Source organism: Pseudomonas oryzihabitans (assembly GCF_014522265.1).
Classification (GTDB): Bacteria; Pseudomonadota; Gammaproteobacteria; order Pseudomonadales; family Pseudomonadaceae; genus Chryseomonas; species Chryseomonas aestiva.
On the sequence record NZ_CP017024.1, the window covers coordinates 1,875,420 to 1,898,111 of the forward strand.

Below are 22,692 nucleotides of genomic sequence, written 5' to 3' on the forward strand. Positions count from 1 at the left end.
CCCGTTGCCGTGACCTGGGGTGGATCAGTTGGAAAGCTGTGTGTGAGGTACGTGAAGCTGCTTGGCGGAGCCGTGTTGCGCCTTGCCCAGGACGTCCTCGAAGAGCGCCAGGTACTGGTCGAGCATGGTGTCCATGCTCAGCAGGTCGGCCACCGCGGTGCGACTCAGCAGGCTCAGTCGCTTGCGCAGCTCGGCATCGTCATGCAGGCACTGCAGGGCGCGGCCCAGGGAGTCGCGGTCGTCAGGGTTGCAGAGCAGGCCGTTGACGCCATCGCGGACGATCTCCGGCAGGCCGCCCATGCGGCTGGCGATGACCGGCTTCTGGAAGGCGCAGGCCTCGACGGCGACCATGCCGAAGGGCTCGGCCCACAGCGACGGCGCGACGAAGACGTCGATGTTCTGGTAGAAGGCCTCGGGCTTCTGGTAGCCGACGAAGCTGACCTTTTGCGGATCGGCCATGGCCTTGAGCTGGGTTTCGTAATCCAGCTGGCCCTTGCCGGCGATGGTCAGGGTCGCGTTGAGCGACAGCCGCTGGAACTGCTCGATCAGCCAGCCCACGCCCTTGTTCTCCGACAGGGTGCCCATGTAGCCGAAGCGGACGACGCCGTCCGGACTGGGGGTCGCGGTCTCGGCATTGCTGCCGGCGATCAGGCTGGCGTTATGGATGACCTGGCGCGGAACGCCGCCGAAGTAGCCCTTGTTGACGATGGTATCCAGCAGGTAGCGACTGACGCCGACGACGGCATCCACCTTGGCGGACTGCTCGGCGTGGGGCCGGCGCAGGGCCGCGCAGCTGCCACAGAGTTTCTGGCAGCTCTGGCCCTTCTTGAACAGGGTGTTCTTCGGGCACAGCAGGTACATGTCGTGCAGCACCTGCACGATGGGGACGCCGCTGGCGCGGATCTCGTCCCAGGCCGCGACCGACCAGCCGGACAGGTTGTGGCACACCACCAGGTCCGGCTTTTCCTGTTGCAGCACCTGGCGCAGGGGCGCCCGCATCGCGCTGTTGTACTGGTCGCGAAAGTGCCAGCCGAAGCGCGCCAGCGGACCGGGGCGCTGCTGGGTCAGGGGCCAGTAGAAATTCTTCAGCCCGGCGCGATAGACGCGCACGTCGTTCACCGTCTCCTGCCGCACACCCTGCTCGGGACCGGTCACCAGCACGGCCACGTCGTGACCGCGCTGCTGGAAGCCTTCCACGCTGCGTTGCAGGATGAGCTCCGCGCCACCGCCCACATGGGGCGGATAGAAGCTGTTGAGAAAGAGCAGTTTCATAGCGGATAGCTGCGGTTTATCCCCAGCGCGCCGGTTTCGCCGTCCTGGACCGCCTGCCGGATCAGCGCCAGGCGCTGACGGCTCTTGTCGTCACGGGCGAACCACTTGAGCAGGGTGTGGAAGACGTAGCGGTTGAGGCTGTAAATCGGCCGGGAGCTGGCCCAGACGTTCTTGTCGAACCAGGCCTGGTTGCGCGCGGCGTAGTAGGCACGGAAGTCCGAGCCGGCCTGCAGGTAGTTCTGGTAGACGTTGCTGGTGCCTTCCTTGATGTTCCAGGAGTGCTCCAGTTCTTCGAGCTCCGCCTCGGTGACCATGAACAGCTTTCCGCCGGCCTGGGTGATGCGGTAGGTGTACTCGGTGTCGTCGGAGTAGAGCACCAGCTCGCGCAGGGGCAGGCCGATGCGCTCATAGAGGCTGCGGTGGGCGAGCATGCCGCCATAGGGGGCGAAGGGCAGCTCGACCAGGGCTTCCGGCTGGCCACCGCGCGGACGGCCCCAGGGCAGGCGGCGCCAGATCTTGTAGGGGATGCGGGCCACGTGGAAGCCGAAGTAGCTCGAACGCGGCTGGGTGATCATCCGGGTCGGGATGCACTGGGCGATATCGGCCTGCTGGGTCGGCCGGTAGCCGAGCACGGCGACCTTGTCGCGACCGTGGATGGCGCCGAGTTCGTCGAGGCGACGGTGCAGCACGTCGAGGGCATCGCCCAGGGGCGCGTTGTCGTCGTCCATCATCCAGATATGGGTGGTATCGGTGGCCAGGGCGGCTTCCAGGGCCACGGCGTAACCGTTGGCGGAACCGGTGTTCTCGCTCAGGTTGATCACCTTGACCTGACCGGGCCAGCGGGTTTCGAGGCTATCCAGCGACACCGTGGCCGCATTGCTCACCACGACGACCTGGTGAATGGTGCGTTCGGCCAGGGCACGGGTGACCAGCTGCTCCAGATAGCCGAGGCGATTGCCGTAGGTGACGGTAACGACCGTGGTCTTGCATTGCATGAACAGATTCCTCCAAAGGGCCTTACAGTTCTTGGTCAGGCGCGCAGCCGCTGGTTGACGGTGGCGACTGCCGACAGTTGATCAAGAGCGACGCTGACCCGTTGTTCGCGTTGCAGGATGCGCAGCAGGATGATGGCCCGCTCGTTGCCATCGGCACTCAGGAACACGGCGTCCATTTCCAGCTCCTGGCTGTACTGCACCCGCACGGTCTCACCGGGCTGATGGCTGGGTGCAGGTTCCGCCAGCGCGGCGAGGCGCTGGCGGATGTCGTCGATGATGCCTTCGCTCACGGCCGTCGGCTGGGTGCCGAAACTGACGATCCGATTGACGCCGCGCGTCGAGCGGATGGGGTACCAGTTGTCGTTCACGTCGTTGAGCTGAATGAACAGATACCCCGGGAACAGCGACTCGCTGCCGCTCGCGCGACTTCTGCCGGAGGCCTTGCGCTCGCGCTGGGGCCGGAAGCAGACGTAACCCTGTCTGCTCAGGTTTTCTTCGGCGCGGACTTCCTGATTGGGCTTGGTCTGCACCAGATACCAGTGACCGGCGGGATGGGCGAGCGTCATGGGCGAGTTCCTTCTCTAGGGGCAGTCAGGTGCGGCGGAGCGACGTATCAGGTACGGGGGCCGTATTCGTAGTAGCCGTAGACGCCATCGTCTTCCATGGACGTCGAGGCCTTGCGCTGCACGCCGTTGAGGATGGCGCCCTTGATGGTGATGCCGTTCTGGGCGAAGCGACGACGGGAGTTCTCCACCGCCTTGAGGGTGCTCTGACCGAAACGGGTGACCAGCAGGGTGGTGCCGGCGAGGCGACCCACCAGGGCGGCATCGGTCACCGCCAGGATCGGCGGGGTATCGATGATCACCAGGTCGTAGAGGCTGCCCACTTCGTCCAGCAGACGGGAGAAGTTGGCGTGCATCAGCAGCTCCGAGGGGTTCGGCGCGGCCTGGCCACAGCTGATGATGTCCAGTTGGGCGATACCGCTCGGCACGATGGTTTCACGCAGCTTGCTGCGACCGGTCAGCAGTTCGGACAGGCCGGCTTGCGGTTGCAGGCCGAACACGCGATGCAGATAGCCCTTGCGCATGTCGGCGTCGATCAGCAGCACGCGCTGACCCGACTGGGCGACCACGGTGGCGAGGTTGCTGGAGACGAAGGATTTGCCGACGCCCGGGGTCGGGCTGGAAATCATGATCACCCGGTTCTTGGCTTCCAGCATGGCGAAGTGCAGGCTGGATCTCAGGCTGCGCAGGGATTCCACCGCCAGGTTGGCCGGTTGCACCACGCTCAGCAGGTTGGGTTCGCCGGTACGGGTCTTCTTCTTCAGGCGACGATTCAGGCGCTCCTGGTCCTTGGTGAAGGGCAGGGTGGAATAGACCGGCAGGCCGATCTGTTCGACGGTGTCGGGATTCTCGATGCCCTTCTGGAAGGCCTGGCGGACGAAGACCACCACCACGGAGGTCACCAGACCCAGCAGCAGCGACAGGATCAGCGCGATCTTGCGATTGGTGGCCGGCTCGTCGAGGTTGACGTCGGCGTTGTCGACCAGGCGCACGTTGCCGATGGTGCCGGCGCGGATGATGTCCTGTTCCTGGGCCTGGTTCAGCAGCAGCTGATAGGTCTGGTTGGTGACCTTCATGTCGCGGTTCAGGCGCAGCAGTTCCTGCTGGGTGCTGGGCAGGGCTTCCACCTTGCGCTGCAGGCTGCGTTTTTCCACTTCCAGCTGGGCGAGCTGGTTCAGCAGGGTCTTGTAGCTGGGGTGATCGCGGGTATAGAGGCGATCGTATTCGGCCTGCTTGAGCTTGAGCTGGGAGATGGAGGTGTCGAGGGTGACGATCTTGTCCAGGACGGCCTTGGTTTCCAGGCTGATGTCCACGGAGCGGCTGTTGGTCTGATAGTTGTTCAGGGCCGCTTCGGCGCTTTCCAGATCCTTGCGCACCGCCGGCAGCTGGCCGCGCAGGAAGTCCAGGCGCTGGGCGGCTTCCGCCGAGCTGCGCTCGACGTTCTGCATGACGTACAGGCGGCTGATCTCGGACAGGACGCTCTTAGCCAGGTCGGGATTCTCGTCCGCCAGGGACAGGTAGATGATCCCCGACTCCTTGCCGGCTTCACTGGTCTTGATGCGATTCTGATAGAGCTGCGCGGTGGTGATGACGCGATTGCGGGTCACCTTGAATTCGGTGCCGGGGCGCGCGGTCAGGGTCTTGATCTGCATGCGATAGCCGTTACCGGCGGCCATCTGGCCGACCTGGCCGTCGAGCAGCGGCTGCTTGTCCTTGTCCAGCAGGCGATAGCGACCGTTGCTGCCGGCGACCACCGTCAGGGTCTCGCCGTACATGTCGTCCGGGACGTCGAACTGGAAGACGTCGATCTGCTCGCCGCCCCAGGCGAAGCCGCGCAGTTGCGGCCAGCTGTCCGCCAGCTGACCTGGCTTCTCGGCTTCGTAGTGGCGCCACAGGTAGTGGCCGATCAGCGGGAAGAAGCGCGGCTTGGCCTCGATGTCCAGGCGCAGGTTTTCCACGGTCTTGGTCAGCACCGCGCGCGACTTCAGCAGCTCGATCTCGGCCACGGCCGGCGAGGCCGAATTGGGTCGCACCACGGTCTCGGCAACCGCCGTGAGCGCATTCTTCTTGGGTTCGATCTGGATCATCGCCCCGGCGACGTACTGCGGGGTGGACAGCACGGCGTAGGCGATGCCCACGGCCAGAAAGCCTGCGGTGATGCCCGCGATCAGCTTCTTGTGGTCAAGAAGCGTGAGGGCCATCGTCTTGAGATCCAGATGTTGTTCTTCGTGTTGTTCGAACGAAGAGCGCTGCATGACGGTCATTGGGGTCCCTTCCTTTTAGCTGGATACCTGGCAGCCGGAAAACTGCTCTGTGTAAGTTCAGTAGGTGACGCGTTTGGGGGCGAAGCGTCGGCCGATGTTGAGGGTGATGTTGCTTACCGCCCGCAGAAGCGCCTTGACCTTCTGCGTCGGTGGAATCGAGGACAGCGAAAGACTCAGGACCTGGCGCAGGAAAAAGACATGCAGGTCGCGCTCGCCCAGCCGGTAGTAGTAGTTGGCCAGGCAGTACTGGGTGTGGAGATCCATCTGCAGGCGCTTCTGGCTGGCACGCATGGAAAAGATCCCGCCCTCGTGCACGCGGTAGGCGGCGGGGCGGATCTCGTCCATGAACTTGCCCTTGCCGTGGGCACCGAGCAGCGACCACCAGACGATGTCCATGAGCGCAGCGGTTTCCAGCTCCGGCGGCAGTTCCCGCAGGACATTGCGGAAGCAGGCGGTCAGGGTGGACAGCGGCAGCGCCTTCTTCAGGTCGGTTTCGCTGCGGTCGTAGTGATCCTGGCCACCGAACCGCTGCGGATTGACGATCCCCTTGCTGTTGAAGGCATAGGACGCATGGAAGGTCAGGGCGTAGTCCCGGTTGTTCTCCAGGAAGTCCACCTGCAGCTGCAGCTTGCGCGGATCGTTCCAGTAGTCGTCGCCTTCGCAGTAGGCGATGTAGTCGCCGCGGGCGTGCTGGAACACCGGCATGCCATAGGGCTTGCCCTGGCTGTACTGGTTTTCCTTTTGCAGGATCAGGCGGATCAGCCGGGGATAGCGACTCTCGTAGTCCTTGAGAATTTCCCGGGTGCCATCGGTCGAGGCGTCGTCGTTGACGATGATCTCGAAAGGAAAATCGGTCTGCTGGCGCAGGAAGCCGTCGATGGCCTGGCCGATGTACTCGCGATGGTTGAAGGTCAGGCAGACGATGCTGGCGACCGGCCGACTGCAATTCGTCGGCCAGTTCTTCATGATCTCTGCTTCGGTCCGAGCGTCCATGTCAGATACCTGCTTTGTAGAGTTGGGAAAACAGGCGCGAGCGGGTCTGTTTCGGAGAACAGAGCACGTAGCTCAGCGCCATCAGCACCAGGGTCAGGCCACCGCCCAGGGCGAGGGTGGCCAGGATGGCGAACCGCTCCTGCGGTTGAATCTCTTGGTACAGCAGCTTGCTCAGGCCCACGCCGAGGGCGGTCACCACCACGGCCACCAGCAGGTCCTGGTTCCAGTAGCGCTGCAGATTCGGCGCGAAGCGGCCGTGGACGATCATCGGCCAGATCACGAAGGGGATCAGGCGCATGAAGAACCAGGCCAGCGCTGCGCCATAGGCGCCGTAGTGCAGGACCACCAGGATCACGATGGGCACCGAGATGGCCGCGGATACCAGGCTGTACCAGACGTGCAGGCGCAACTTGCCGTAGGCGTACTGCAGATAGAACTGGAACTGGCTCAGGGCGAGCAGCGCCGAGCCCAGGGCGTACCAGAACAGGATCGGCTCGCTCCAGTGGGCGGAGACCTTGTCGCCGGTCCAGGCAAAGACCAGCGCCTCGCCATGGAAGGCCACCATGGCCGCCAGCGGCAGCAGGATGGCGAAGGCGAAGCGCGCCGCGTTGCGATAGAGCCGTTCCAGTTCGAGCGGTTTGTCCTGGGACACCAGCACCGTCATGCGCGGCAGCAGGGCCTGTACCAGCGGGTTGGTCAGGGTGACGATGCCGGTGGAGATCAGCGCCACCAGGCTGAAGTAGCCGTACTCGGCCAGGGGCAGCGCCTTGGACAGCACCAGCTTGTCGAGCTGGGTCAGGGCGATCCACAGGATCGAGGTGAAGGACATGCTCAGGGCGAAGGGCACGATGGGCTTGACCCGCTGCCAGTCGAAGCCGCTCCACCAGGTGGGGTTGGGCAGCAGGCGATAGGCCTTGAGCGCATAGACCAGCATCTCGAACACGGCGACGAAGGCCTGGAACACGAAGAAGTCCAGCGGCTCCTGGGAAATCCACATCACCAGGATCAGGCCGCCGAAGTAGCGGACGGTGGCGATCAGCACATTGACCAGATTCAGCCAGCCGTGCAGCTCGACCCCCTGGACGCCGCTCTTGTACAGCGTCGACAGCAGGCGGAAGGCGATCATCAGCCCCATCAGGCCGATGCAGTGGGCCACGGTCTCGGTGGGCAGCCCCTGGACGTTGAGCCAGTGACCCGCCATCCACTCCGAGTTCAGCTCGATGGCGACAAAGGCCAGGGTCGCCAGGGGGATGAAGATGAATTCCAGCGAGCGCAGCAGCTGGCCGCGGGTGCGCCCGGCGCCGGTCTGGCCACGGCCATGGGCGACATCGCGCACCAGGGACGCGGAAATGCCGACGTCGAGGAGTTGCAGCCAGGTCTGCAGCACGGCGAAGAAGCCGATCAGACCATAGGTTTCGGCACCCAGATGACCGAGATACATCGGCTGGATCAAGATGCCGATCAGCAGCGCATAGGCTTGGCCGGCATAGTTGATCAGGGTGTTGCGCAACACCGACACTTTCGCGGGACTGGTCATGGGAGATAGCGGGCCAGGGTCAAGTTAGAGCAGGAGAGGAGTCGCCGGGAAAATCCCAGCTCGGCAGCAGCTGTGCCGGGGTGATGAGTGCCCGCAGGGATTCCATGCTGGTCTTTTTCTGCTGCGCGAGGAGCAGGGTGTCGATCAGCAGGTCCTGGGTCGCCTGCGGCAGGTCCGGGTAGAGTGGCACGCAGAGGATGCGGTGACTCAGCTTGCGCGAGACCGGCTTGATCGCCTGGGGCTGCAGGTAGTCCAGGGTTTCCAGCGACGGATAGAAGTAGCGGCGCGGATTGATGCCGACGGCGTTCAGCGCCTTCTTGGTATCCAGCAGACTCGGCTCGTCGCGCAGGGCCACCGGGAAGTAGCTGTAGTTCAGCTGGGTGCCGTAGGTGGGCCGCTGCAGGTCGAAGGCGCCTTGCAGGCGTCTCTCATAGTGCTGACCGATGACGGCGCGGCGGGCCAGGATGTCTTCCAGCTCGTCGAGGATGCACAGCCCCATGGCCGCGGAGACCTCGTTGAGCTTGGCGTTGATGCCCACGCCTTCTATGCGCTCGGCATCGACGATGCCGAAGTTGATCATGCGGCGGACGCGCTCGGCGAGCTCGTCGTCTTCGGTGATGATCGCGCCGCCTTCGATGGTGTGGAACAGCTTGGTGGCGTGGAAGCTGACGGTGGTGATGTCGCCCCACTGCAGGACCGAGCGGCCTTCGAACAGGGTGCCGAAGGCATGGGCGCCGTCGTAGACGACCTTCAGGCCGTGGCGGTTGGCGACCTGCTGCAGGCCGCGCACATCGCAGGGATTGCCGAACACGTGGGTGGCGACGATGGCCGAGGTGTCGTGCTCGATGGCGGCTTCGACGTTGGCCGGATCCAGGTTCCAGGTTTCCGGATGGATGTCGGCGAACACCGGCCGGATCCCTTCCCAGTGCAGGGTGCTGGTGGTGGCGACGAAGCTGAACGGCGTGGTGATGGCGCTGCCGGTCAGGCCCAGGGCGCGGTAGGCGACCTGCAGGGCCAGGGTACCGTTGTTGACCAGGATGATGTTTCTGACGCCCAGGTAGTCGCGCAGACGCTCTTCGAGCTGAGCGTGCAGAGGGCCCTGGTTGGTGATCCAGTTGTTGGCGTAGATCTTGTCGATATACGCCTTGAAGCGTTCCTTATCGCCAAGGTAGGGCTTGGTCACATTGATCATGATCCGGTACCTGCTTATCGAGTCCTTGATACGTGTCGGTTCGGTCAAGCGTGTTCGGCGACCGGACTGGCCGGTTGCCGGAAGGCGGCGCCGGGCTTGTCCAGACGTTCCAGAACCGACTCCAGGGCCTCGCGACTGGCATCGTTGTGGAACTGCCAGACCCCGTAGATGCGTCCGGAAAAGGACGCCTCGCTCCCCAGGCGGGGATCCACTGCCAATCCCGAGCCCAGGCCGAACAGGTGCAGGCCCTTGAGGCGCTGGCCGTGCTGGTCCAGCGGGCTGCCGGCGGCATCGGAGTCCAGACCGCCGCGCAGGGTGCGCAGGGTCAGCGGACGGCCGTCCTGGCAGCGCAGCTCGGGCACGACGGGCTGGTAACCCATGCCCTGCACCAGCAGGGCGGCGCTGTCGAACAGCGTCTGGGCGTTGGCCAGTTGTTCGGCGCTGCCATCCAGTTGCAGCGTCTTGACCTTGACCGGGGTACCGCCGATGCCCTGACCGGCAAGGACCTGGCGGCCGATCTCGTGGGCGCGGTAGCGCAGTCCGCCGGAGCGGTTGACCCGCTTGGAGATGGGGCAGATGTCCTGCAGCGGATCGAAGGCGTAGCCGGCGGCCAGGGCTTCGGCGGCGGTCTCGTAGAACAGCCGGATCGGTGAGCGATGGACCAGGGTCAGTTCGCGCAGACCATCGTGGTGCAGGGCGCTGGCCAGGTTGTCGAGGGCGGAGAAGGCGCTGTGAGAACCCCGACCACGCAGATCGGACCGCCATCCTTGAGGCGGGCCCGATAGCGCTGGCGCAGGGCTTCGGGTTGCAGGCGCAGCAGATTGTCGGAGCTGTCGATCGAGGCACTCTGGGGCAGCTGCAGGCCCATGACCTGGATGCTTTCTTCGAAGCTGTGGCGGGTCTGCTTGCCGCCCAGGTTCAGCACCAGGCTGGAGGTGCGGACGCGGCGGATGGCGCCGGCCTGTTCCAGCCAGACGACATAGCTCGAACCTTCGCAGGTCACTTCGGTGATGCGGGTCTGGCGCCAGGTGGGGATGCCGTACTGGCGTTCGAGCCAGGGCAGGACCAGGCCGGCGGCCTGCTGGAAGAGCTGGCCGACGATGGGCAGCGCCGGTGCTTCCTGGGAATTCAGCTTGAGGTGGCGAAAGGTCGGGGATGCTTGCAGCGGGGCCAGGATGGGCGCCAGCAGCGGATCGCGCAGGCAGTCCAGAAAGACGTCGCTCACCGAGTTGGCGATGATCTGATAGTCACCCAGCTTGCCGGCACCGAGTTCGGTCCCGGCATCGACGATGATGGTGCCGGCCTGGGCAAGTTGCTCCAGAGCACCGCGCTTGATGGCATTGAACAGGAATCCCAGGCCTGCCGGACCGGCACCGCCAATTAGACATCCTAATGTCGATTCCGATAGATCATTCCTTGCCATCGGGGCATCCTCTCTGTGCGCCTTCAAGGCGCAATTAACGTGATTGAAACTGGCTTTCACAGTGCCCGGCAGTCAGCAAAAAATGCAGCGGATCGTTTTAATCTTTATTGACTTAATGACCGTCTGATGAATGTCGGTCAGTACCTGTTTTAACCCTTGCCAATAATTAATCCGCCCGTGTCGGCAGCAGAAGTAAGAGAACTTGCTCGAAGCTGTCTGCCAAGCACTTTCCAAACTAAACCGGGCCAGGCCGTCGATGACGGGGGCAGGCCGAAGTTGGCCTGGCTGAGCCACTTGCCGGCTTGCTGTGGGCAGGGTTGAAGTTGCCTGGGTAAAAAGAATTAAGTCCCGCTCGGGTGACATCCCTGTAGTCCTGCAGGTGCTCGCTGGCACGGTGATCGTCCCCTTCTGTCCAGCACCGGGCATGGCTACCGCACAGGTTTGCCGTGACTTGGGTGGTAACCAGTCCGGTTGGGACATGGCTACCGCACGGGTTTGCACCTGGACGGGATGAACAGAGGGTTATTTACCGATATCAAGACCTGACAATGTTTGAGCAGGGACTTGAGAAGCCATCGGCGAGACGCAGAGGAGGGGGGAGGTAATGCTGTCTTCCCTGACCTGAACGGCGGCTGGTTCAGCGCGCAATCCCAGCGCTACTTCGAACTTGTCGCAATGATTGTCAAAAGGGTTAGCACTGTCAACGCGAGGTCCGGAGGGGAAATCCGGCCAGCGAGACGGCTATCGGCGCTGTTGTTATCAAGGAATCGGCGGCCAAATGAGGTGTGCTTGGCAAAAAATCGCCCAGCCCCGCGGCTTTTGGTGAAGGGGGTCGCAAAGCTTCTGCTGTCGAGGTCGATAAGTGTGACGAATATTTTGGCGATTGGTTAACAAAACCCAGGGGCCTAGTAGACGACCGGCGAGCACGAAAAATCAGCCGTTCAGCATTTGGTATTACTGACTTTACGGCCGGCCTGACCAGCCTTCCAACAGGGAGGGAAGTTCGCTCAGACTGCGGATCTCCGCATCCGGCTTGCCAGGACCCTGCCAGGGGTTCTGCAAGGGGTTGAACCAGACGGCGCGGATACCGGCGCGCTGGGCGCCGGCGACATCGTCCACGGGGTTGTCGCCCACGTGCACGGTGGCGTCGGCCGCGATGCCGGTGAGACGCAGGGCCTCGCGGAAAGGCGTGGGGTCGGGTTTGCCGACGCCCAGCTGCTCGGCATTCAGGGCAAAGCGGAAATAGTCGGCCAGGCCGATGGTCTGCACATCCGCATTGCCATTAGTCAGCACCCCCAGGGTATAGCGATCGGCGAGGCGCTCCAGGGTGGGGTGGACGTCGTCGAACAGGGTGACCTGCTGACGAGCGGCCAGATAGACCGCGAAGCCCGCCTCGGCCAGCTGGGCAGCCTCGGGCTCGACATAGCCGGCATCGAGCAGCGCCTGATGGATGACCCGGCGGCGCATTTCGCTGACCCGGTGCTTGAGACCGGCGTCCTGCTGCAGCAGGTGATCGCGGATCGCCCAGAGATGCTCGACCGGAACGCTGCCCAGCCGCGGTGCGGAGGCGGCGAACCAGTCACGCAGCAGGGCTTCGGCGGAATGGATGACCGGCGCGATTTCCCAGAGGGTATCGTCGAGGTCGAAGGTCACGAGGCGAATCGTCATCGGCTGGCCTTGCGCTTGGCGCGGGGGTGCGCCTTGTCATAGACCTCGGCGAGCTGGCCGAAGTCCAGGTGGGTGTAGATCTGGGTGGTGGCGATGTCGGCGTGGCCGAGCAATTCCTGCACCGCGCGCAGATCGCCGGAGGCGCTGAGCATGTGGCTGGCGAAGCTGTGCCTGAGCATGTGCGGATGCAGGTGCTGGCCCAGTTCGCGCACGCCGGCCTCGCGCACCCGCAACTGTACCGCGCGGGGCGTCAGGCGCAGGCCGCGCTGGCCGATGAACAGGGCGTCGTCGCGCGGTGCGGCCTGCAGCCGGACCTTGAGCCAGGCCTCCAGGGCGTCCCGGGCCTTGCTGCCGATGGGCAGCACCCGCTCCTTGTTGCCCTTGCCGCGCACCTGGACCAGCCCCTGGACCAGGTCCACGTCCGCGAGATCCAGTCCGACCAGCTCGGAGAGGCGCAGTCCGGAGCTGTAGAAGAGTTCCAGCAGCGCCTGATCACGCAGGCCGAGGAAGTCGTCCTCCACGGCGCCATCGAGCAGCTGCATGGAGCGGTCGACGTCGAGCACCTTGGGCAGGGCCTTCTGTGCCTTGGGGGGCGTGAGTCCATGGGCCGGATCCTGGCTGCAGTGGCCTTCGCGGATCAGGTAGAGATAGAAGCCGCGGCAGGCCGACAGCAGCCGCGCCAGGCTGCGACTGGAGGCGCCGGCCCGGTGCAGCTGGGCGATCAGGGCGCGCAGGCGGCGACTGTCCAGGCCGCCCCAGTCGCTCAGGCCTTCGGCTTCGACGAAGGTCAGCAGCTTGCGCAGGTCGCGCCGGTAGCCGTCGAGCGTGTGGGGCGAAACCTGACGCTCCAGCCGCAGGTGGTCGAGATAGGCATCGAGCTGGACCTGCATGCTCCGCTCCCGGGCTCAGCGCACCGTACGCAAGGGGACGGGAAAGCGCGGCAGTACCCGCGCCAGGACTTCCGCCACGTGGCTCAGGAACAGCGTGCCCAGGCTACTGCGATAGTGCTGGGGATCGGGGCTGCCGATCGCCAGGACGCCATGCAGACCCTGATGGGAGAGGGCGGCGACAGCCGCGGAGCCGACCTCTTCCTTGGCCGAATCGCCGAACAAAAAGGCCAGTTCGTGGGCGCGCAGGACACCGCTGGTGGTCTTCTCGCCGCCCAGCAGGCCGCCGATCACCTTTTGTGCTTCGGCGGGCGTGACGCTGCGGCCGACCGGCAGGGGATGCTCGTGGAACAGGATGAGGCCGACGTAGGGCACCTTGAATTCATGGCGCAGGCTGTCCTCGACGGTGCCTATCACCTCTTCGAGGCTGTTGGCGTCGAGCAGGCCGATGATCAGCCGCCGGGTCTTGTCGAACAGCCGGTCGTTGTCCCGCGCCACGTCCATCAGGTGGGTGAGGCGATGGCGCATCTCGCCATTGCGATCGCGCAGCAGACCCAGTTGCCGCTCGACCAGGGAGATGGCGGTGCCCCGCTGGTGGGGGACGCGCATCTCCGCCAGCAGCTCTTCGCGATCGGCGAAGAAGTGCGGATGATCCAGCAGCCAGTCGGCGACCTGGTCCGCGGTCAGTTCGGGGGTGTCGCTCATACTCTTACCTGGCCTTCGTAGACACGGGTGGCCGGACCGGTCATGAGCACCGATTGACCGACGCCGTCCCACTCGATGTTGAGCAGACCGCCCGGCAATTCGATGCTGACCGGCGATTTCAGCCAGCCCTGGCGGATCCCGGCCACGGCGGCGGCGCAGGCGCCGGTGCCGCAGGCACGGGTTTCGCCGACGCCCCGTTCCCAGACCCGCAGGCGGGCGCGCTGGGCGTCGATGATCTGCAGGAAGCCGATGTTGGCCTTTTGCGGAAAGCGCGGATGGCACTCCAGCTTGGGACCGAGGGTGAGCACCGGTGCCTGGTCGACGTCGGCGACCCGCAGCACGCCATGGGGATTGCCCATGGAGACCACCGCCAGCTCGACCGTCTCGCCCTCGACCTGGATGGCATGACTCAGCGTCTCCGCCTCGGCGATGAAGGGAATCTCGGCTGCCTGCAGGCGCGGTGCCCCATGTCGACGCGCACCATGCCATCGCCCTTGAGGTGCAACTCGATGATGCCGTTCTTGGTTTCGACGCGGATCTGCTTCTTGACCGTCAGGCGCTTGTCGAAGACGAAGCGGGCGAAGCAGCGGGCACCGTTGCCACACTGTTCGACCTCGGAGCCATCGGCGTTGAAGATGCGATAGCGAAAGTCCACGTCCGGGGTGCTGGGGGTCTCGACGATCAGCAGCTGGTCGAAGCCGACACCGGTCTTGCGGTCACCCCACAGACGAACGTGCTTGGGCTGGATGTGCGCGTGCTGGCTGATCAGGTCGAGGACCATGAAGTCGTTGCCCAGACCGTGCATCTTGGTGAAGCGCAGTTGCATGGAACTCCCCTCAGGCCGGCAGCCGGCTCTCGCCTGCGAAGAGTTCTTCCAGCGTCTCGCGCCGACGGACCAGGTGCGCCTGGTCGCCATCCACCATCACCTCGGCCGCACGGCCACGGGTGTTGTAGTTGGAACTCATGGTGAAGCCATAGGCCCCGGCGGAGCGGATGGCCAGCAGATCGCCTTCGGCCAGGACCAGCTCGCGGTCCTTGGCGAGGAAGTCGCCGGTCTCGCAGATGGGACCGACCAGGTCGTAGCGGCGGGCGTCGCCCTCGCGCGCGGTCACCGGCTCCACCGCCATCCAGGCCTGGTACAGCGCCGGGCGGATGAGGTCGTTCATCGCCGCGTCGACGATGGCGAAATCCTTGTGGGCGGTGTGCTTGAGGTATTCCACGCGGGTCAGCAGGATGCCGGCGTTGGCGACGATGAAGCGGCCGGGTTCGAACACCAGGGTCAGGTTGCGCCCGACGATGCGTTCGCGGATGGCCTGGATGTAGTCGCCGGCCAGCGGCGGCTGCTCGTCGCGATAGCGCACGCCCAGGCCGCCGCCGAGGTCCAGGTGGCGCAGGACGATACCGCGCTCGGCGAGGCGATCGATCAGCGCCAGCAGGCGGTCGAGGGCATCGAGGAAGGGCGGCAGGGTGGTGAGCTGGGAGCCGATGTGGCAATCCACCCCGAGAATCTGCAGATTCGGCAGCTCGGCGGCGCGGGCGTAGACCGCCTCGGCGTCGGCGATGTCGATGCCGAACTTGTTTTCCTTGAGACCGGTGGAGATGTAGGGGTGGGTACCGGCGTCGACATCGGGATTGACCCGCAACGAGATCGGCGCGACCACACCCAGCTCCGCGGCCACCTGTTGCAGCCGTTCCAGCTCGTCGGTGGATTCGACGTTGAAGCAGTGCACGCCCACTTCCAGGGCGCGGCGCATGTCGTCACGGGTCTTGCCGACCCCGGAGAACACCACCCGGCGCGGATCGCCACCGGCGGCCAGGACGCGTTCCAGTTCGCCACGGGAAACGATGTCGAAGCCGGCGCCGAGGCGGGCCAGGACATTGAGCACGCCGAGGTTGGAGTTGGCCTTGACCGCAAAGCAGACCAGGTGCGGCAGACCGGCCAGCGCATCGGTATAGGCACGGTACTGCCCCTCGATGTGCGCTCGCGAATAGACGTAGGCGGGGGTGCCGAATTCCTGCGCCACAGCGCTCAGGGCTACCCCTTCCGCATGCAGTTCACCTGCACGGACAGCGAAGACTTCCATGGTGGCTCCCTAGAACACGTCGTGGCGGTGTTCTTTGGCGGCTTTCTGGTCGTCGGGCAGGTACAGCGGGCCTTTCTGACCGCAGCCGGCCAGCAGGCAGGCGCAGGCGATGAAGAGGAGAGACAGGCGCTTCATGACGCTAAACCTATGCGAAAAGATGATATTGCACCGAGTATAACGGGGTTGAGCGACTCTTTGACACGCCCGGATGGCTGAAGCGCAGCTGCCGGCAACAGCTGCGACTGGACGCCATCTGGGCGGCCCGCTACCGTGCGGCGATTGTTTCCCTTCTTTCGAGGATCGTCATGAGCCGGCTCAGCGAAGCGCAATTCCATCACCTCGTCGACCAGACCCAGCGCCAGGTCGAAGACGCCTATGACGACAGCGGGCTGGACCTCGATCTGGAAAATGCCGGTGGCGTGCTGACGATCAAGTTCGACAACGGCAGCCAGGTCATCCTCAGCCGCCAGCCCCCGCTGGTGCAGCTCTGGGTGGCGGCGCGGTCGGGTGGCTATCACTTCGACTGGGATGGCCAGAGCTGGATCTGCGACACCTCGTCCGAGACCCTCGGTGCGCTGCTGGTGCGGGTGACCCTTGAGCAGACCGGCGAGAGCGTCGCCCTGCCCGGGGTGTAACGACCTGCGGTCGGTGCGGCTTGACCGCTGCCAAGACCCCTGTGCTAGCGTGACCTGACGGCGCCTTTCGAGCGCCGTTTTCTTTTGCCGCCTCCAAGCGGCTTCCCGCTGGGCGCCCGCCGCCCGTCATCTCCGGTGGTCCGGCCGCCTCGCGCGGTGGGGATCGCACCGTCTTGTCCTCCAGGAGTCCGCCATGCGCCATGCATCGCCCATTACCGTTTCCGCCGTCGATCTGCCCCGTCTCGAAAGGCTGCTCGACGCCCTGCCCGAATTCGGGCCCGTGGCCGAGGCCCTGGACGAGGAACTGGCCCAGGCGCGGGTAGTGGCGCCCGAGGAGATCGGTGCGGTGGTCACCATGAATTCGCGGGTGCGTTGCCGCGAGACCGATACCGGCAAGGAGTACCAGGTGGTGCTGGTCTATCCGGAGGACGCTGGTGGCGAGGGGCGGGTCTCGGTGCTGGCGCCGGCCGGCAGCGCGCTGCTCGGCGCGACGCCCGGCGAGCACCTCAGCTGGCCGGTACCCGGCGGCAAGGAGCAGCAGGTGGAACTGCTGGCGCTGGAGCCGGCCGAGGCCTAGTCGTCCGCGACCTCGGGCAGTTCCGGTAGAGCCCGTAGCAGGCGCTCGTAGTGGGCGCCGTCGAAGGGGCGATCGGCGTCGAGCATGGCGGCGATTTCGTAGGACAGCGCCTGGGCCATCAGCAGCACGGCCTCTTCGCGCTCGTAGCCGACCAGGGTCAGCTTGTTGAGCACGGCCTGGACATAATCCGGCTGGCCAGCGGCGAGCTGGTTCTCCACCGCTTCGATCAGATGGGAGGACACGAAGGATTCTTCGTCATCGGCGTGGTCAATCATGTCTGGATACCTTTTGTTACAGTGCGACCCCTGATTCTGGCCTGGAGTCTTCTCGATGATCACCTGCTATCGCCTGTCCGCCGACGAGCTGGTCGCGCAGCCCTTGTCGCCGGGAGACCCGCTGCCCGCGGATCTGCTCTGGGTCGATCTGCTCGATCCCAGTGAGGCGGAAGAGCGCTATCTGGAGCAGGCACTGGCGATGGACATCCCCACCCGGGAAGAAATCGCCGAGATCGAGGAATCCTCGCGACTCTATCAGACCGACCAGGCCCTGCACCTGACCACCACCGTGGTCAGCGGCTTCAGCGAGCATCAGCCGCAGGCCTCGGTGGTCAATTTCGTGCTGACGCCCGAGTGGCTGGTGACGGTGCGCTACGCCGAACTGGCCGCCTTCAAGACCTTTCTCGGCAAGGCCCAGCAGCAGGCGAGCCAGCACTGCCGCAGCGATGTCATCTTCGCCTCGCTGCTGGACAGCCTGGTGGACCGCGTGGCCGACATCCTCGAATCGGTACAGGCGCATCTCAATCGCCTGGCCAAGGCGGTGTTTCGCGAACCCCTGGACCCCCATCAGGCCAAGCAGCCGAAGACCGACCTGCAATCCATCGTCAAGCAGCTCGGTCGCAGCAACCAGCTGCTGGCGCAGCTCAGCGAGAGTCTGCTGGGCATCAATCGCATCGTTTCCTACCTGCGGCGCGCGGGTGCCACCTGGATCTCCGGCACGGCCAAGACCTGGTTCAAGACGCTGGAACGCGACGTCCGCTCGCTGAGCGATTACCAGGCCAAGATGAACGGCGAGATCGGCTTTCTGCTCGACGCCACCCTGGGCCTGATCAGCGTGGAGCAGAACAACATCGTCAAGGTGTTCACCATCGCCTCGGTGCTGTTCCTGCCACCGACCCTGGTGGGCACCATCTACGGCATGAACTTCAAGGTCATGCCGGAGCTGGACTGGCATTTCGGCTATCCGCTGGCGCTGGGCGCCATGGTGGTCTCGGCGCTGATTCCCTATGCCTGGTTCAAGTTTCGCCGCTGGCTGTAGCCGGCGGCATCCATCGCACCTCGAGGAGGCAAAGCTATGCGTATCGGATTCATCGGTCTGGGTGGCATGGGCCAGGGCATGGCCGCCAATCTGCTCAAGGCGGGCCATGAGATGGTGGTCTGGAATCGCTCTCCGGAGCCGGTCCAGGCTCTGGTCGGGCAGGGTGCCCGCGCGGCAGCGACGCCGGCGGAGGCCTTCGACGTGGAGGTGGTCTTCAGCATCCTGGCCAACGACGCCGCCACTCGCGAGGTGATCCTCAACAGCGGCGCCCTGCAGCAGGCACGGGCCGGACTGGTCCACGTCAGCATGGCCACCCTGTCGGTGGCCCTGGTCGACGAACTGGTCGCGCGCCATGCCGAGGCGGGCGTGGGTTATGTGGCGGCGCCGGTGTTCGGGCGCACCGACGTGGCCGCCAGTGGCCAACTCAACATCGTGGTGGCGGGCGAGCCCGAAGCGATCCAGCGCGTCCAACCACTGCTCGACGTCCTGGGGCGCAAGACCTGGCCGGTGGGCACGGAGCCGCGGCAGGCCAATGTGGTCAAGATCGCCGGCAACTTTATGATCGCCAGCGCCATCGAGACCATGGGCGAAAGTACCGCCCTGGCGCGCAGCTATGGCGTAGAGCCCGCGGCGCTGCTGGATATCCTCACCAGCACCCTGTTCGCCGCGCCGGTGTACCAGAACTACGGCCGCCTGCTGACCGAGCGAAAGTTCTCGCCGGCGGCCTTCAAGCTCAGCCTGGGACTCAAGGACGTCGGCCTGGCCCTGGCGGCCGGTCAGGAAAAGGCGGTACCGCTACCCTTCGCCAGTGTCCTGAGAGACAACTTGCTGGAGGCCGTTGCCCAAGGCGAGGGCGATCTGGACTGGATCGCGCTGGGACAGAGGTCGCACAAGAAGGCCGGGCTCGACTGAGCGCCTGCCTACTTGCAGGCGGTGCCCAGCGCCGCCAGCGACAGCGGGTAGAACTGCAGGTTGTAGCCCGAGGTCTTGGCCTGGCTGCAGCGCTTGGTGCTGTAGAGGCCATAGTCGATGATCATCACCGGTTTCTTCTGGGTGCGGAAGTAGCTGTAGGCGTTGCACTCGGCGTAGTCGTAGCAGCTCTCGTTGAGGGCGAAGTCGAACTTGCCGTAGAGGTTCGGCACCAGGTCCACGGCGTTCTTCAGACCCACCAGCAGACTGCGCCTGTGCGCCTCGTCAGCCAGCCAGTTGAGGAAGTCCAGCTGCTGGGCCTTGGTCAGCTTGAGACCGTTGGGATTGCTGAAGCCGTCGACGTTGTCCGGATCCACGCCCTGGCAACCCTTCTGCACCGCCAGGTCCAGCCGCTTGGCCAGCAAGGCGCGGACGTCGGCACGGCGGATATCCAGCCAGCGTTCGCCCGGCCAGGCGTCCAGCGCCTTGCCCAGGGCGGCCTTGGGATAGAGCGCGGCGTCGGGCCGCCAGTCCTCCCAGGTACCGGCGCTGAAATAGCAGATCACCGTCTTCCCATTGCCCTTCAGGTTGGCGATCACCGTCTTGCTGGTGTCATAGAGATCGATGTCGTAGAGGGTGCGATTGGGCTTTTGCAGCACGCCGTTCAGCTGGACATGCCAGGTGAGCGTCTGTGGCAGCGGTGGTGGCAGGGCGGCCTGGCTGGAAGCCGCGGCGAACATTCCGCAAAGCAGGATGGAACAGGCTGAAAGGCGCATGAGACTTGACTCGAACGGCTGGTCAAGTCTCCAGTATCGGCTGCCGGGTCGCAGTCCTGAGCGCCAGTCGTCGTACCTATCAACGGCTGGTCGGCCGTCGTCTGACCGGCTTTCCGGCCCCCTTGCGCAGAGAGCCCTGGCCTAGAGCCCTTGTCTTCGGCTCAGGCGCCTGCTCGACGGTGGAGTGAGCCCTTACACCCGTTCGCCCTGCCGATGAGCGGCAGGGGCGGGGTCTTCGGCCGGCGGCTTGCACGCCCGCCCGCGGAGCTGCGAGCGAGCAGCGCAGTGGCCGGATCAGCGCTGGGCCAGCAGCGCGCGACCGCGTTGCACGGCGGCGCGGACCTGGGCCGGGGCGGTACCGCCGATATGGTCGCGAGCATTGACCGAACCTTCCAGGGTCAGAACGGCGAAGACGTCCTGCTCGATCTGGTCGCTGAAGCGCCGCAGTTCGTCCAGGCTCATCTCGGCCAGGTCCTTGCCGCTGTCCACGCCGTACTTGACCGCGTGGCCGACGATCTCGTGGCAGTCACGGAAGGGCAGGCCCTTGCGCACCAGGTAGTCGGCGAGGTCGGTGGCGGTGGAGAAGCCACGGCGGGCCGCCTCGCGCATGATCTCGCGCCTGGGCTTGATGGCCGGGACCATGTCGGCGAAGGCCCGCAGGGAGTCGCGCAGGGTGTCGGCGGCGTCGAACAGCGGTTCCTTGTCTTCCTGGTTGTCCTTGTTGTAGGCCAGCGGCTGGCCCTTCATCAGGGTCAGCAGGCCGGTGAGGGCGCCGAACACCCGGCCGGTCTTGCCGCGCACCAGCTCGGGGACGTCCGGGTTCTTCTTCTGCGGCATGATCGAGGAGCCGGTGCAGAAGCGGTCGGGCAGGTCGATGAACTGGAACTGGGCGCTGGTCCAGAGCACCAGTTCTTCGGAGCAGCGCGACAGGTGCATCATCGCCAGGGAGGCCGCGGCGCAGAATTCGATGGCGAAGTCGCGATCCGAGACCCCGTCCAGGGAATTGCCGCCAATGGCCTCGAAGCCCAGCAGTTCGCAGGTGACCTGGCGCTGGATGGGGTAGGTGGTGCCGGCCAGCGCGGCGCTGCCCAGGGGCATGCGGTTGACACGCTTGCGGCAGTCGACCAGGCGCTCGTGGTCGCGGGAAAGCATCTCGAACCAGGCCAGCAGGTGGTGGCCGAAGGTCACCGGTTGCGCGGTCTGCAGGTGGGTGAAGCCGGGCATGATGGTATCGGCTTCGGTCTCGGCCAGTTGCAGCAGGCCTTCCTGCAGACGGTTGAGCTCGACGAGGATGGCGTCGATCTCGTCACGCAGCCACAGGCGGATGTCGGTGGCCACCTGGTCGTTGCGGCTGCGTCCGGTGTGCAGCTTCTTGCCGACCACGCCCAGGCGCTCGGTCAGGCGCGCCTCGATGTTCATGTGCACGTCTTCCAGGTCGACGCGCCACTCGAAGGTGCCGGCCTCGATCTCGCCGCGGATCTCGTCCAGCCCGGCGACGATGGCGTCGCGCTCGGCTTCGCTGAGCACCCCGGCCTGGGTCAGCATGCGGGCATGGGCCTGGCTGCCGAGGATATCGTGGCGATAGAGGCGCTTGTCGAAGTCCACCGAGGCGGTGAAGCGGGCGACGAAGGCGTCGACGGGTTCGCTGAAGCGTCCGCCCCAGGACTGGTTGGTTTTTTCGCTGCTCATGGATCGGCCTGCTGCTGGGCTTGTCGGTAAGGATGAGAAGGGGCCGATGATAGCAGTCCCGAGCGGGCGCCGGCCCGATTCAACGGAGCCGACTTGCCGACGAGTGGTATCTGACCCACACTGCCTCCATGATACTCGAACGCCGCAAAACTCCCCGACCGGTCAAGGTCGACGACTTCTTCGTCCCGGCGCTCTGCGAACCGGAAGCCCTGCTCGTGCTGGTGGTGCTGGCCGAGCTGCTGGTGCTCGTCCTGGTGCTGGCAGAGCCCTTCACCCTGCAGTTCAACTGGATCCGCCTGGCGCTGGTGTCGCTGTTCGTGCAGTGGATCGTGCTGCTGTCGGCGGCGCTGCTCTGTCGCCTGCGGCCCTGGCTGGCACGCCATCGACCGGTGGTGGCGGGCGGCTTCTGCTGCGCCATCGTGGTGGCCCTGACGCTGCTCTGCACCCTGGTGGCCGACTGGCTGCAGCTGGCCGGACCGCTGCAGCGGGTCGGCGAGGTGCGGCTGTACATGAGGCACGCGCTGATCGCCCTGATCATGTCCATGCTGCTGCTGCGCTACTTCTGGCTGCAGAGCCAGTGGCGCCGCCAGCAGCAGGCCGAATTGCAGGCGCGCATCGAGTCGCTGCAGGCGCGCATCCGCCCGCATTTCCTGTTCAACAGCCTGAACAGCATCGCCAGCCTGGTCGCCCTGGACGCCGACAAGGCCGAACGTGCGGTGCTGGACCTGTCGGCGCTGTTTCGCGCCAGCCTGGCCCAGCCGGGCAGCCGGGTACGCTGGTCCGAGGAGCTGGAACTGTCGCGGCGTTATCTGGAGATCGAGCGCCTGCGCCTGGGCGATCGCCTGCAGCTGCAGTGGGACGTGGACGGAGTGCCGGCGGACCTGCCGATTCCCCAGCTGACGCTGCAGCCGCTGCTGGAAAACGCCCTGATCTATGGCGTCGCGCCGCGCATCGAAGGCGGCCTGGTGACCATCTTCGCCACCTACCGGGACGGGGTCTTCGAACTGGTCATCAGCAATCCCTATGACCCGGAGGTGGAGCAGCAGCCACGCCCACCCAAGGGCACCCGTCAAGCTTTAAGCAATATCGAGGCGCGATTGACGGCACTTTTCGGACCAGCTGCGAGTCTCAAAATCGAACGCCGCGACCAGCGGCATACAACGTCTCTTCGCTATCCATGCGAGCGACTCATGCGGGAAGCCTGAGCTT

General features: G+C 65.2%; 23 protein-coding genes and 1 pseudogene. 6 read left to right on the top strand and 18 right to left on the bottom strand.

Annotated features, from left to right (window positions below):
• Positions 1 to 24: 24 nt before the first annotated feature.
• From BGI51_RS08610 to BGI51_RS23405, 8 genes are read right to left on the bottom strand one after another with little or no spacing between them, the layout of a single operon-like run.
• Positions 25 to 1,272, bottom strand: a complete 1,248-nt coding sequence (locus BGI51_RS08610; protein ID WP_187980885.1) for a glycosyltransferase family 4 protein — start codon at positions 1,270 to 1,272, stop codon at positions 25 to 27.
• A complete protein-coding gene (locus BGI51_RS08615; protein ID WP_187980886.1) occupies positions 1,269 to 2,267 on the bottom strand; it encodes a glycosyltransferase in 999 nt (332 codons plus the stop codon). The genes BGI51_RS08610 and BGI51_RS08615 overlap by 4 nt, the downstream gene beginning before the upstream one ends.
• A 35-nt stretch (positions 2,268 to 2,302) precedes the next feature.
• Entirely contained in the window at positions 2,303 to 2,833 is a 531-nt protein-coding gene (gene rfaH / locus BGI51_RS08620; protein WP_133860432.1) for a transcription/translation regulatory transformer protein RfaH, read from the bottom strand.
• A 47-nt stretch (positions 2,834 to 2,880) separates the two neighbouring features.
• A complete protein-coding gene (locus BGI51_RS08625) occupies positions 2,881 to 5,094 on the bottom strand; it encodes a polysaccharide biosynthesis tyrosine autokinase (protein WP_133860433.1) in 2,214 nt (737 codons plus the stop codon).
• 57 nt (positions 5,095 to 5,151) lie between these two features.
• On the bottom strand, positions 5,152 to 6,087 hold the full coding sequence (locus tag BGI51_RS08630) for a glycosyltransferase family 2 protein (RefSeq protein ID WP_133860434.1): 936 nt from the start codon (positions 6,085 to 6,087) through the stop codon (positions 5,152 to 5,154).
• A gap of 1 nt (position 6,088) precedes the next feature.
• Positions 6,089 to 7,624, bottom strand: coding sequence for a lipopolysaccharide biosynthesis protein (locus BGI51_RS08635; RefSeq protein ID WP_187980887.1), 1,536 nt, complete (start codon positions 7,622 to 7,624; stop codon positions 6,089 to 6,091).
• 19 nt (positions 7,625 to 7,643) lie between these two features.
• Positions 7,644 to 8,816, bottom strand: a complete 1,173-nt coding sequence (locus BGI51_RS08640; RefSeq protein ID WP_133860436.1) for a DegT/DnrJ/EryC1/StrS family aminotransferase — start codon at positions 8,814 to 8,816, stop codon at positions 7,644 to 7,646.
• 44 nt (positions 8,817 to 8,860) lie between these two features.
• Entirely contained in the window at positions 8,861 to 9,196 is a 336-nt protein-coding gene (locus BGI51_RS23405) for a hypothetical protein (protein ID WP_252977243.1), read from the bottom strand.
• 51 nt (positions 9,197 to 9,247) lie between these two features.
• Between BGI51_RS23405 and BGI51_RS23410 the strand changes: the two genes are divergently transcribed.
• Positions 9,248 to 9,469 (top strand): hypothetical protein, encoded by a 222-nt coding sequence (locus BGI51_RS23410; protein ID WP_252977244.1) that lies wholly within the window; start codon positions 9,248 to 9,250, stop codon positions 9,467 to 9,469.
• A 14-nt stretch (positions 9,470 to 9,483) separates the two neighbouring features.
• Here BGI51_RS23410 and BGI51_RS23415 read toward each other — a convergent pair whose 3' ends face one another.
• The 7 genes and pseudogenes from BGI51_RS23415 to lptM all read right to left on the bottom strand — a co-directional run bounded on the left by BGI51_RS23415 (position 9,484) and on the right by lptM (position 15,718).
• Complete coding sequence (locus BGI51_RS23415) at positions 9,484 to 10,239, bottom strand: hypothetical protein (protein ID WP_252977245.1); 756 nt, start codon at positions 10,237 to 10,239, stop codon at positions 9,484 to 9,486.
• 963 nt (positions 10,240 to 11,202) lie between these two features.
• A complete protein-coding gene (locus BGI51_RS08650; protein WP_187980888.1) occupies positions 11,203 to 11,907 on the bottom strand; it encodes an HAD family hydrolase in 705 nt (234 codons plus the stop codon).
• Positions 11,904 to 12,797, bottom strand: a complete 894-nt coding sequence (xerC, locus tag BGI51_RS08655) for a tyrosine recombinase XerC (RefSeq protein WP_187980889.1) — start codon at positions 12,795 to 12,797, stop codon at positions 11,904 to 11,906. Before xerC ends, BGI51_RS08650 begins: the two co-directional genes overlap by 4 nt.
• A gap of 15 nt (positions 12,798 to 12,812) precedes the next feature.
• The gene (locus BGI51_RS08660) at positions 12,813 to 13,499 is read right to left on the bottom strand and encodes a DUF484 family protein (protein WP_007161381.1); all 687 of its coding nucleotides are present in this window, start codon (positions 13,497 to 13,499) and stop codon (positions 12,813 to 12,815) included.
• A pseudogene (gene dapF / locus BGI51_RS08665) lies at positions 13,496 to 14,415 on the bottom strand (diaminopimelate epimerase). Before dapF ends, BGI51_RS08660 begins: the two are co-directional and overlap by 4 nt.
• Complete coding sequence (gene lysA / locus BGI51_RS08670) at positions 14,336 to 15,583, bottom strand: diaminopimelate decarboxylase (RefSeq protein WP_133860441.1); 1,248 nt, start codon at positions 15,581 to 15,583, stop codon at positions 14,336 to 14,338. Before lysA ends, dapF begins: the two are co-directional and overlap by 80 nt.
• Positions 15,584 to 15,592: 9 nt before the next feature.
• The gene (lptM, locus tag BGI51_RS08675; protein ID WP_007161378.1) at positions 15,593 to 15,718 is read right to left on the bottom strand and encodes an LPS translocon maturation chaperone LptM; all 126 of its coding nucleotides are present in this window, start codon (positions 15,716 to 15,718) and stop codon (positions 15,593 to 15,595) included.
• Between the two features lie 170 nt (positions 15,719 to 15,888).
• Here lptM and cyaY point away from each other — a divergent pair, with 170 nt between their 5' ends.
• The gene (cyaY, locus tag BGI51_RS08680) at positions 15,889 to 16,218 is read left to right on the top strand and encodes an iron donor protein CyaY (protein ID WP_187980890.1); all 330 of its coding nucleotides are present in this window, start codon (positions 15,889 to 15,891) and stop codon (positions 16,216 to 16,218) included.
• A gap of 193 nt (positions 16,219 to 16,411) precedes the next feature.
• Positions 16,412 to 16,795, top strand: coding sequence for a nucleoside diphosphate kinase regulator (gene rnk, locus BGI51_RS08685; RefSeq protein ID WP_007161376.1), 384 nt, complete (start codon positions 16,412 to 16,414; stop codon positions 16,793 to 16,795).
• Here rnk and BGI51_RS08690 read toward each other — a convergent pair.
• Entirely contained in the window at positions 16,792 to 17,070 is a 279-nt protein-coding gene (locus tag BGI51_RS08690; RefSeq protein WP_187980891.1) for a hypothetical protein, read from the bottom strand. The two genes, rnk and BGI51_RS08690, sit on opposite strands and share 4 nt — an antisense overlap.
• Positions 17,071 to 17,125: 55 nt before the next feature.
• On the opposite strand from BGI51_RS08690, the gene BGI51_RS08695 reads away from it, so the two are divergent.
• Together BGI51_RS08695 and BGI51_RS08700 are read left to right on the top strand one after the other, a co-directional pair.
• A complete protein-coding gene (locus tag BGI51_RS08695) occupies positions 17,126 to 18,109 on the top strand; it encodes a magnesium transporter CorA family protein (protein ID WP_133860443.1) in 984 nt (327 codons plus the stop codon).
• 36 nt (positions 18,110 to 18,145) lie between these two features.
• Positions 18,146 to 19,021: an NAD(P)-dependent oxidoreductase gene (locus tag BGI51_RS08700; protein WP_187980892.1), complete on the top strand. Its 876-nt coding sequence runs from the start codon at positions 18,146 to 18,148 to the stop codon at positions 19,019 to 19,021.
• 8 nt (positions 19,022 to 19,029) lie between these two features.
• Here BGI51_RS08700 and BGI51_RS08705 read toward each other — a convergent pair whose 3' ends face one another.
• The gene (locus tag BGI51_RS08705) at positions 19,030 to 19,794 is read right to left on the bottom strand and encodes an endo alpha-1,4 polygalactosaminidase (RefSeq protein ID WP_252977246.1); all 765 of its coding nucleotides are present in this window, start codon (positions 19,792 to 19,794) and stop codon (positions 19,030 to 19,032) included.
• Between the two features lie 294 nt (positions 19,795 to 20,088).
• On the bottom strand, positions 20,089 to 21,483 hold the full coding sequence (gene argH, locus BGI51_RS08710) for an argininosuccinate lyase (RefSeq protein WP_187980893.1): 1,395 nt from the start codon (positions 21,481 to 21,483) through the stop codon (positions 20,089 to 20,091).
• 128 nt (positions 21,484 to 21,611) lie between these two features.
• Here argH and BGI51_RS08715 point away from each other — a divergent pair, with 128 nt between their 5' ends.
• A complete protein-coding gene (locus tag BGI51_RS08715) occupies positions 21,612 to 22,688 on the top strand; it encodes a sensor histidine kinase (RefSeq protein ID WP_133860446.1) in 1,077 nt (358 codons plus the stop codon).
• Positions 22,689 to 22,692: the final 4 nt, after the last annotated feature.

Excerpts from the sequence above, each read along its gene's own strand:
- BGI51_RS23415 (WP_252977245.1), bottom strand. The coding sequence starts at position 10,239 with ATGGCAAGGAATGATCTATCGGAATCGACATTAGGATGTCTAATTGGC.
- BGI51_RS08630 (WP_133860434.1), bottom strand. The coding sequence starts at position 6,087 with ATGGACGCTCGGACCGAAGCAGAGATCATGAAGAACTGGCCGACGAAT.
- BGI51_RS08715 (WP_133860446.1), top strand. The coding sequence starts at position 21,612 with ATGATACTCGAACGCCGCAAAACTCCCCGACCGGTCAAGGTCGACGAC.
- BGI51_RS23405 (WP_252977243.1), bottom strand. The coding sequence starts at position 9,196 with ATGGGTTACCAGCCCGTCGTGCCCGAGCTGCGCTGCCAGGACGGCCGT.
- BGI51_RS08705 (WP_252977246.1), bottom strand. The coding sequence starts at position 19,794 with ATGCGCCTTTCAGCCTGTTCCATCCTGCTTTGCGGAATGTTCGCCGCG.
- lysA (WP_133860441.1), bottom strand. The coding sequence starts at position 15,583 with ATGGAAGTCTTCGCTGTCCGTGCAGGTGAACTGCATGCGGAAGGGGTA.
- BGI51_RS08610 (WP_187980885.1), bottom strand. The coding sequence starts at position 1,272 with ATGAAACTGCTCTTTCTCAACAGCTTCTATCCGCCCCATGTGGGCGGT.
- BGI51_RS08700 (WP_187980892.1), top strand. The coding sequence starts at position 18,146 with ATGCGTATCGGATTCATCGGTCTGGGTGGCATGGGCCAGGGCATGGCC.
- BGI51_RS08640 (WP_133860436.1), bottom strand. The coding sequence starts at position 8,816 with ATGATCAATGTGACCAAGCCCTACCTTGGCGATAAGGAACGCTTCAAG.
- xerC (WP_187980889.1), bottom strand. The coding sequence starts at position 12,797 with ATGCAGGTCCAGCTCGATGCCTATCTCGACCACCTGCGGCTGGAGCGT.
- lptM (WP_007161378.1), bottom strand. The coding sequence starts at position 15,718 with ATGAAGCGCCTGTCTCTCCTCTTCATCGCCTGCGCCTGCCTGCTGGCC.
- BGI51_RS08615 (WP_187980886.1), bottom strand. The coding sequence starts at position 2,267 with ATGCAATGCAAGACCACGGTCGTTACCGTCACCTACGGCAATCGCCTC.
- BGI51_RS08695 (WP_133860443.1), top strand. The coding sequence starts at position 17,126 with ATGATCACCTGCTATCGCCTGTCCGCCGACGAGCTGGTCGCGCAGCCC.
- BGI51_RS08635 (WP_187980887.1), bottom strand. The coding sequence starts at position 7,624 with ATGACCAGTCCCGCGAAAGTGTCGGTGTTGCGCAACACCCTGATCAAC.
- BGI51_RS08690 (WP_187980891.1), bottom strand. The coding sequence starts at position 17,070 with ATGATTGACCACGCCGATGACGAAGAATCCTTCGTGTCCTCCCATCTG.
- BGI51_RS08660 (WP_007161381.1), bottom strand. The coding sequence starts at position 13,499 with ATGAGCGACACCCCCGAACTGACCGCGGACCAGGTCGCCGACTGGCTG.
- BGI51_RS08625 (WP_133860433.1), bottom strand. The coding sequence starts at position 5,094 with ATGACCGTCATGCAGCGCTCTTCGTTCGAACAACACGAAGAACAACAT.
- BGI51_RS08650 (WP_187980888.1), bottom strand. The coding sequence starts at position 11,907 with ATGACGATTCGCCTCGTGACCTTCGACCTCGACGATACCCTCTGGGAA.
- argH (WP_187980893.1), bottom strand. The coding sequence starts at position 21,483 with ATGAGCAGCGAAAAAACCAACCAGTCCTGGGGCGGACGCTTCAGCGAA.
- cyaY (WP_187980890.1), top strand. The coding sequence starts at position 15,889 with ATGAGCCGGCTCAGCGAAGCGCAATTCCATCACCTCGTCGACCAGACC.
- rnk (WP_007161376.1), top strand. The coding sequence starts at position 16,412 with ATGCGCCATGCATCGCCCATTACCGTTTCCGCCGTCGATCTGCCCCGT.
- rfaH (WP_133860432.1), bottom strand. The coding sequence starts at position 2,833 with ATGACGCTCGCCCATCCCGCCGGTCACTGGTATCTGGTGCAGACCAAG.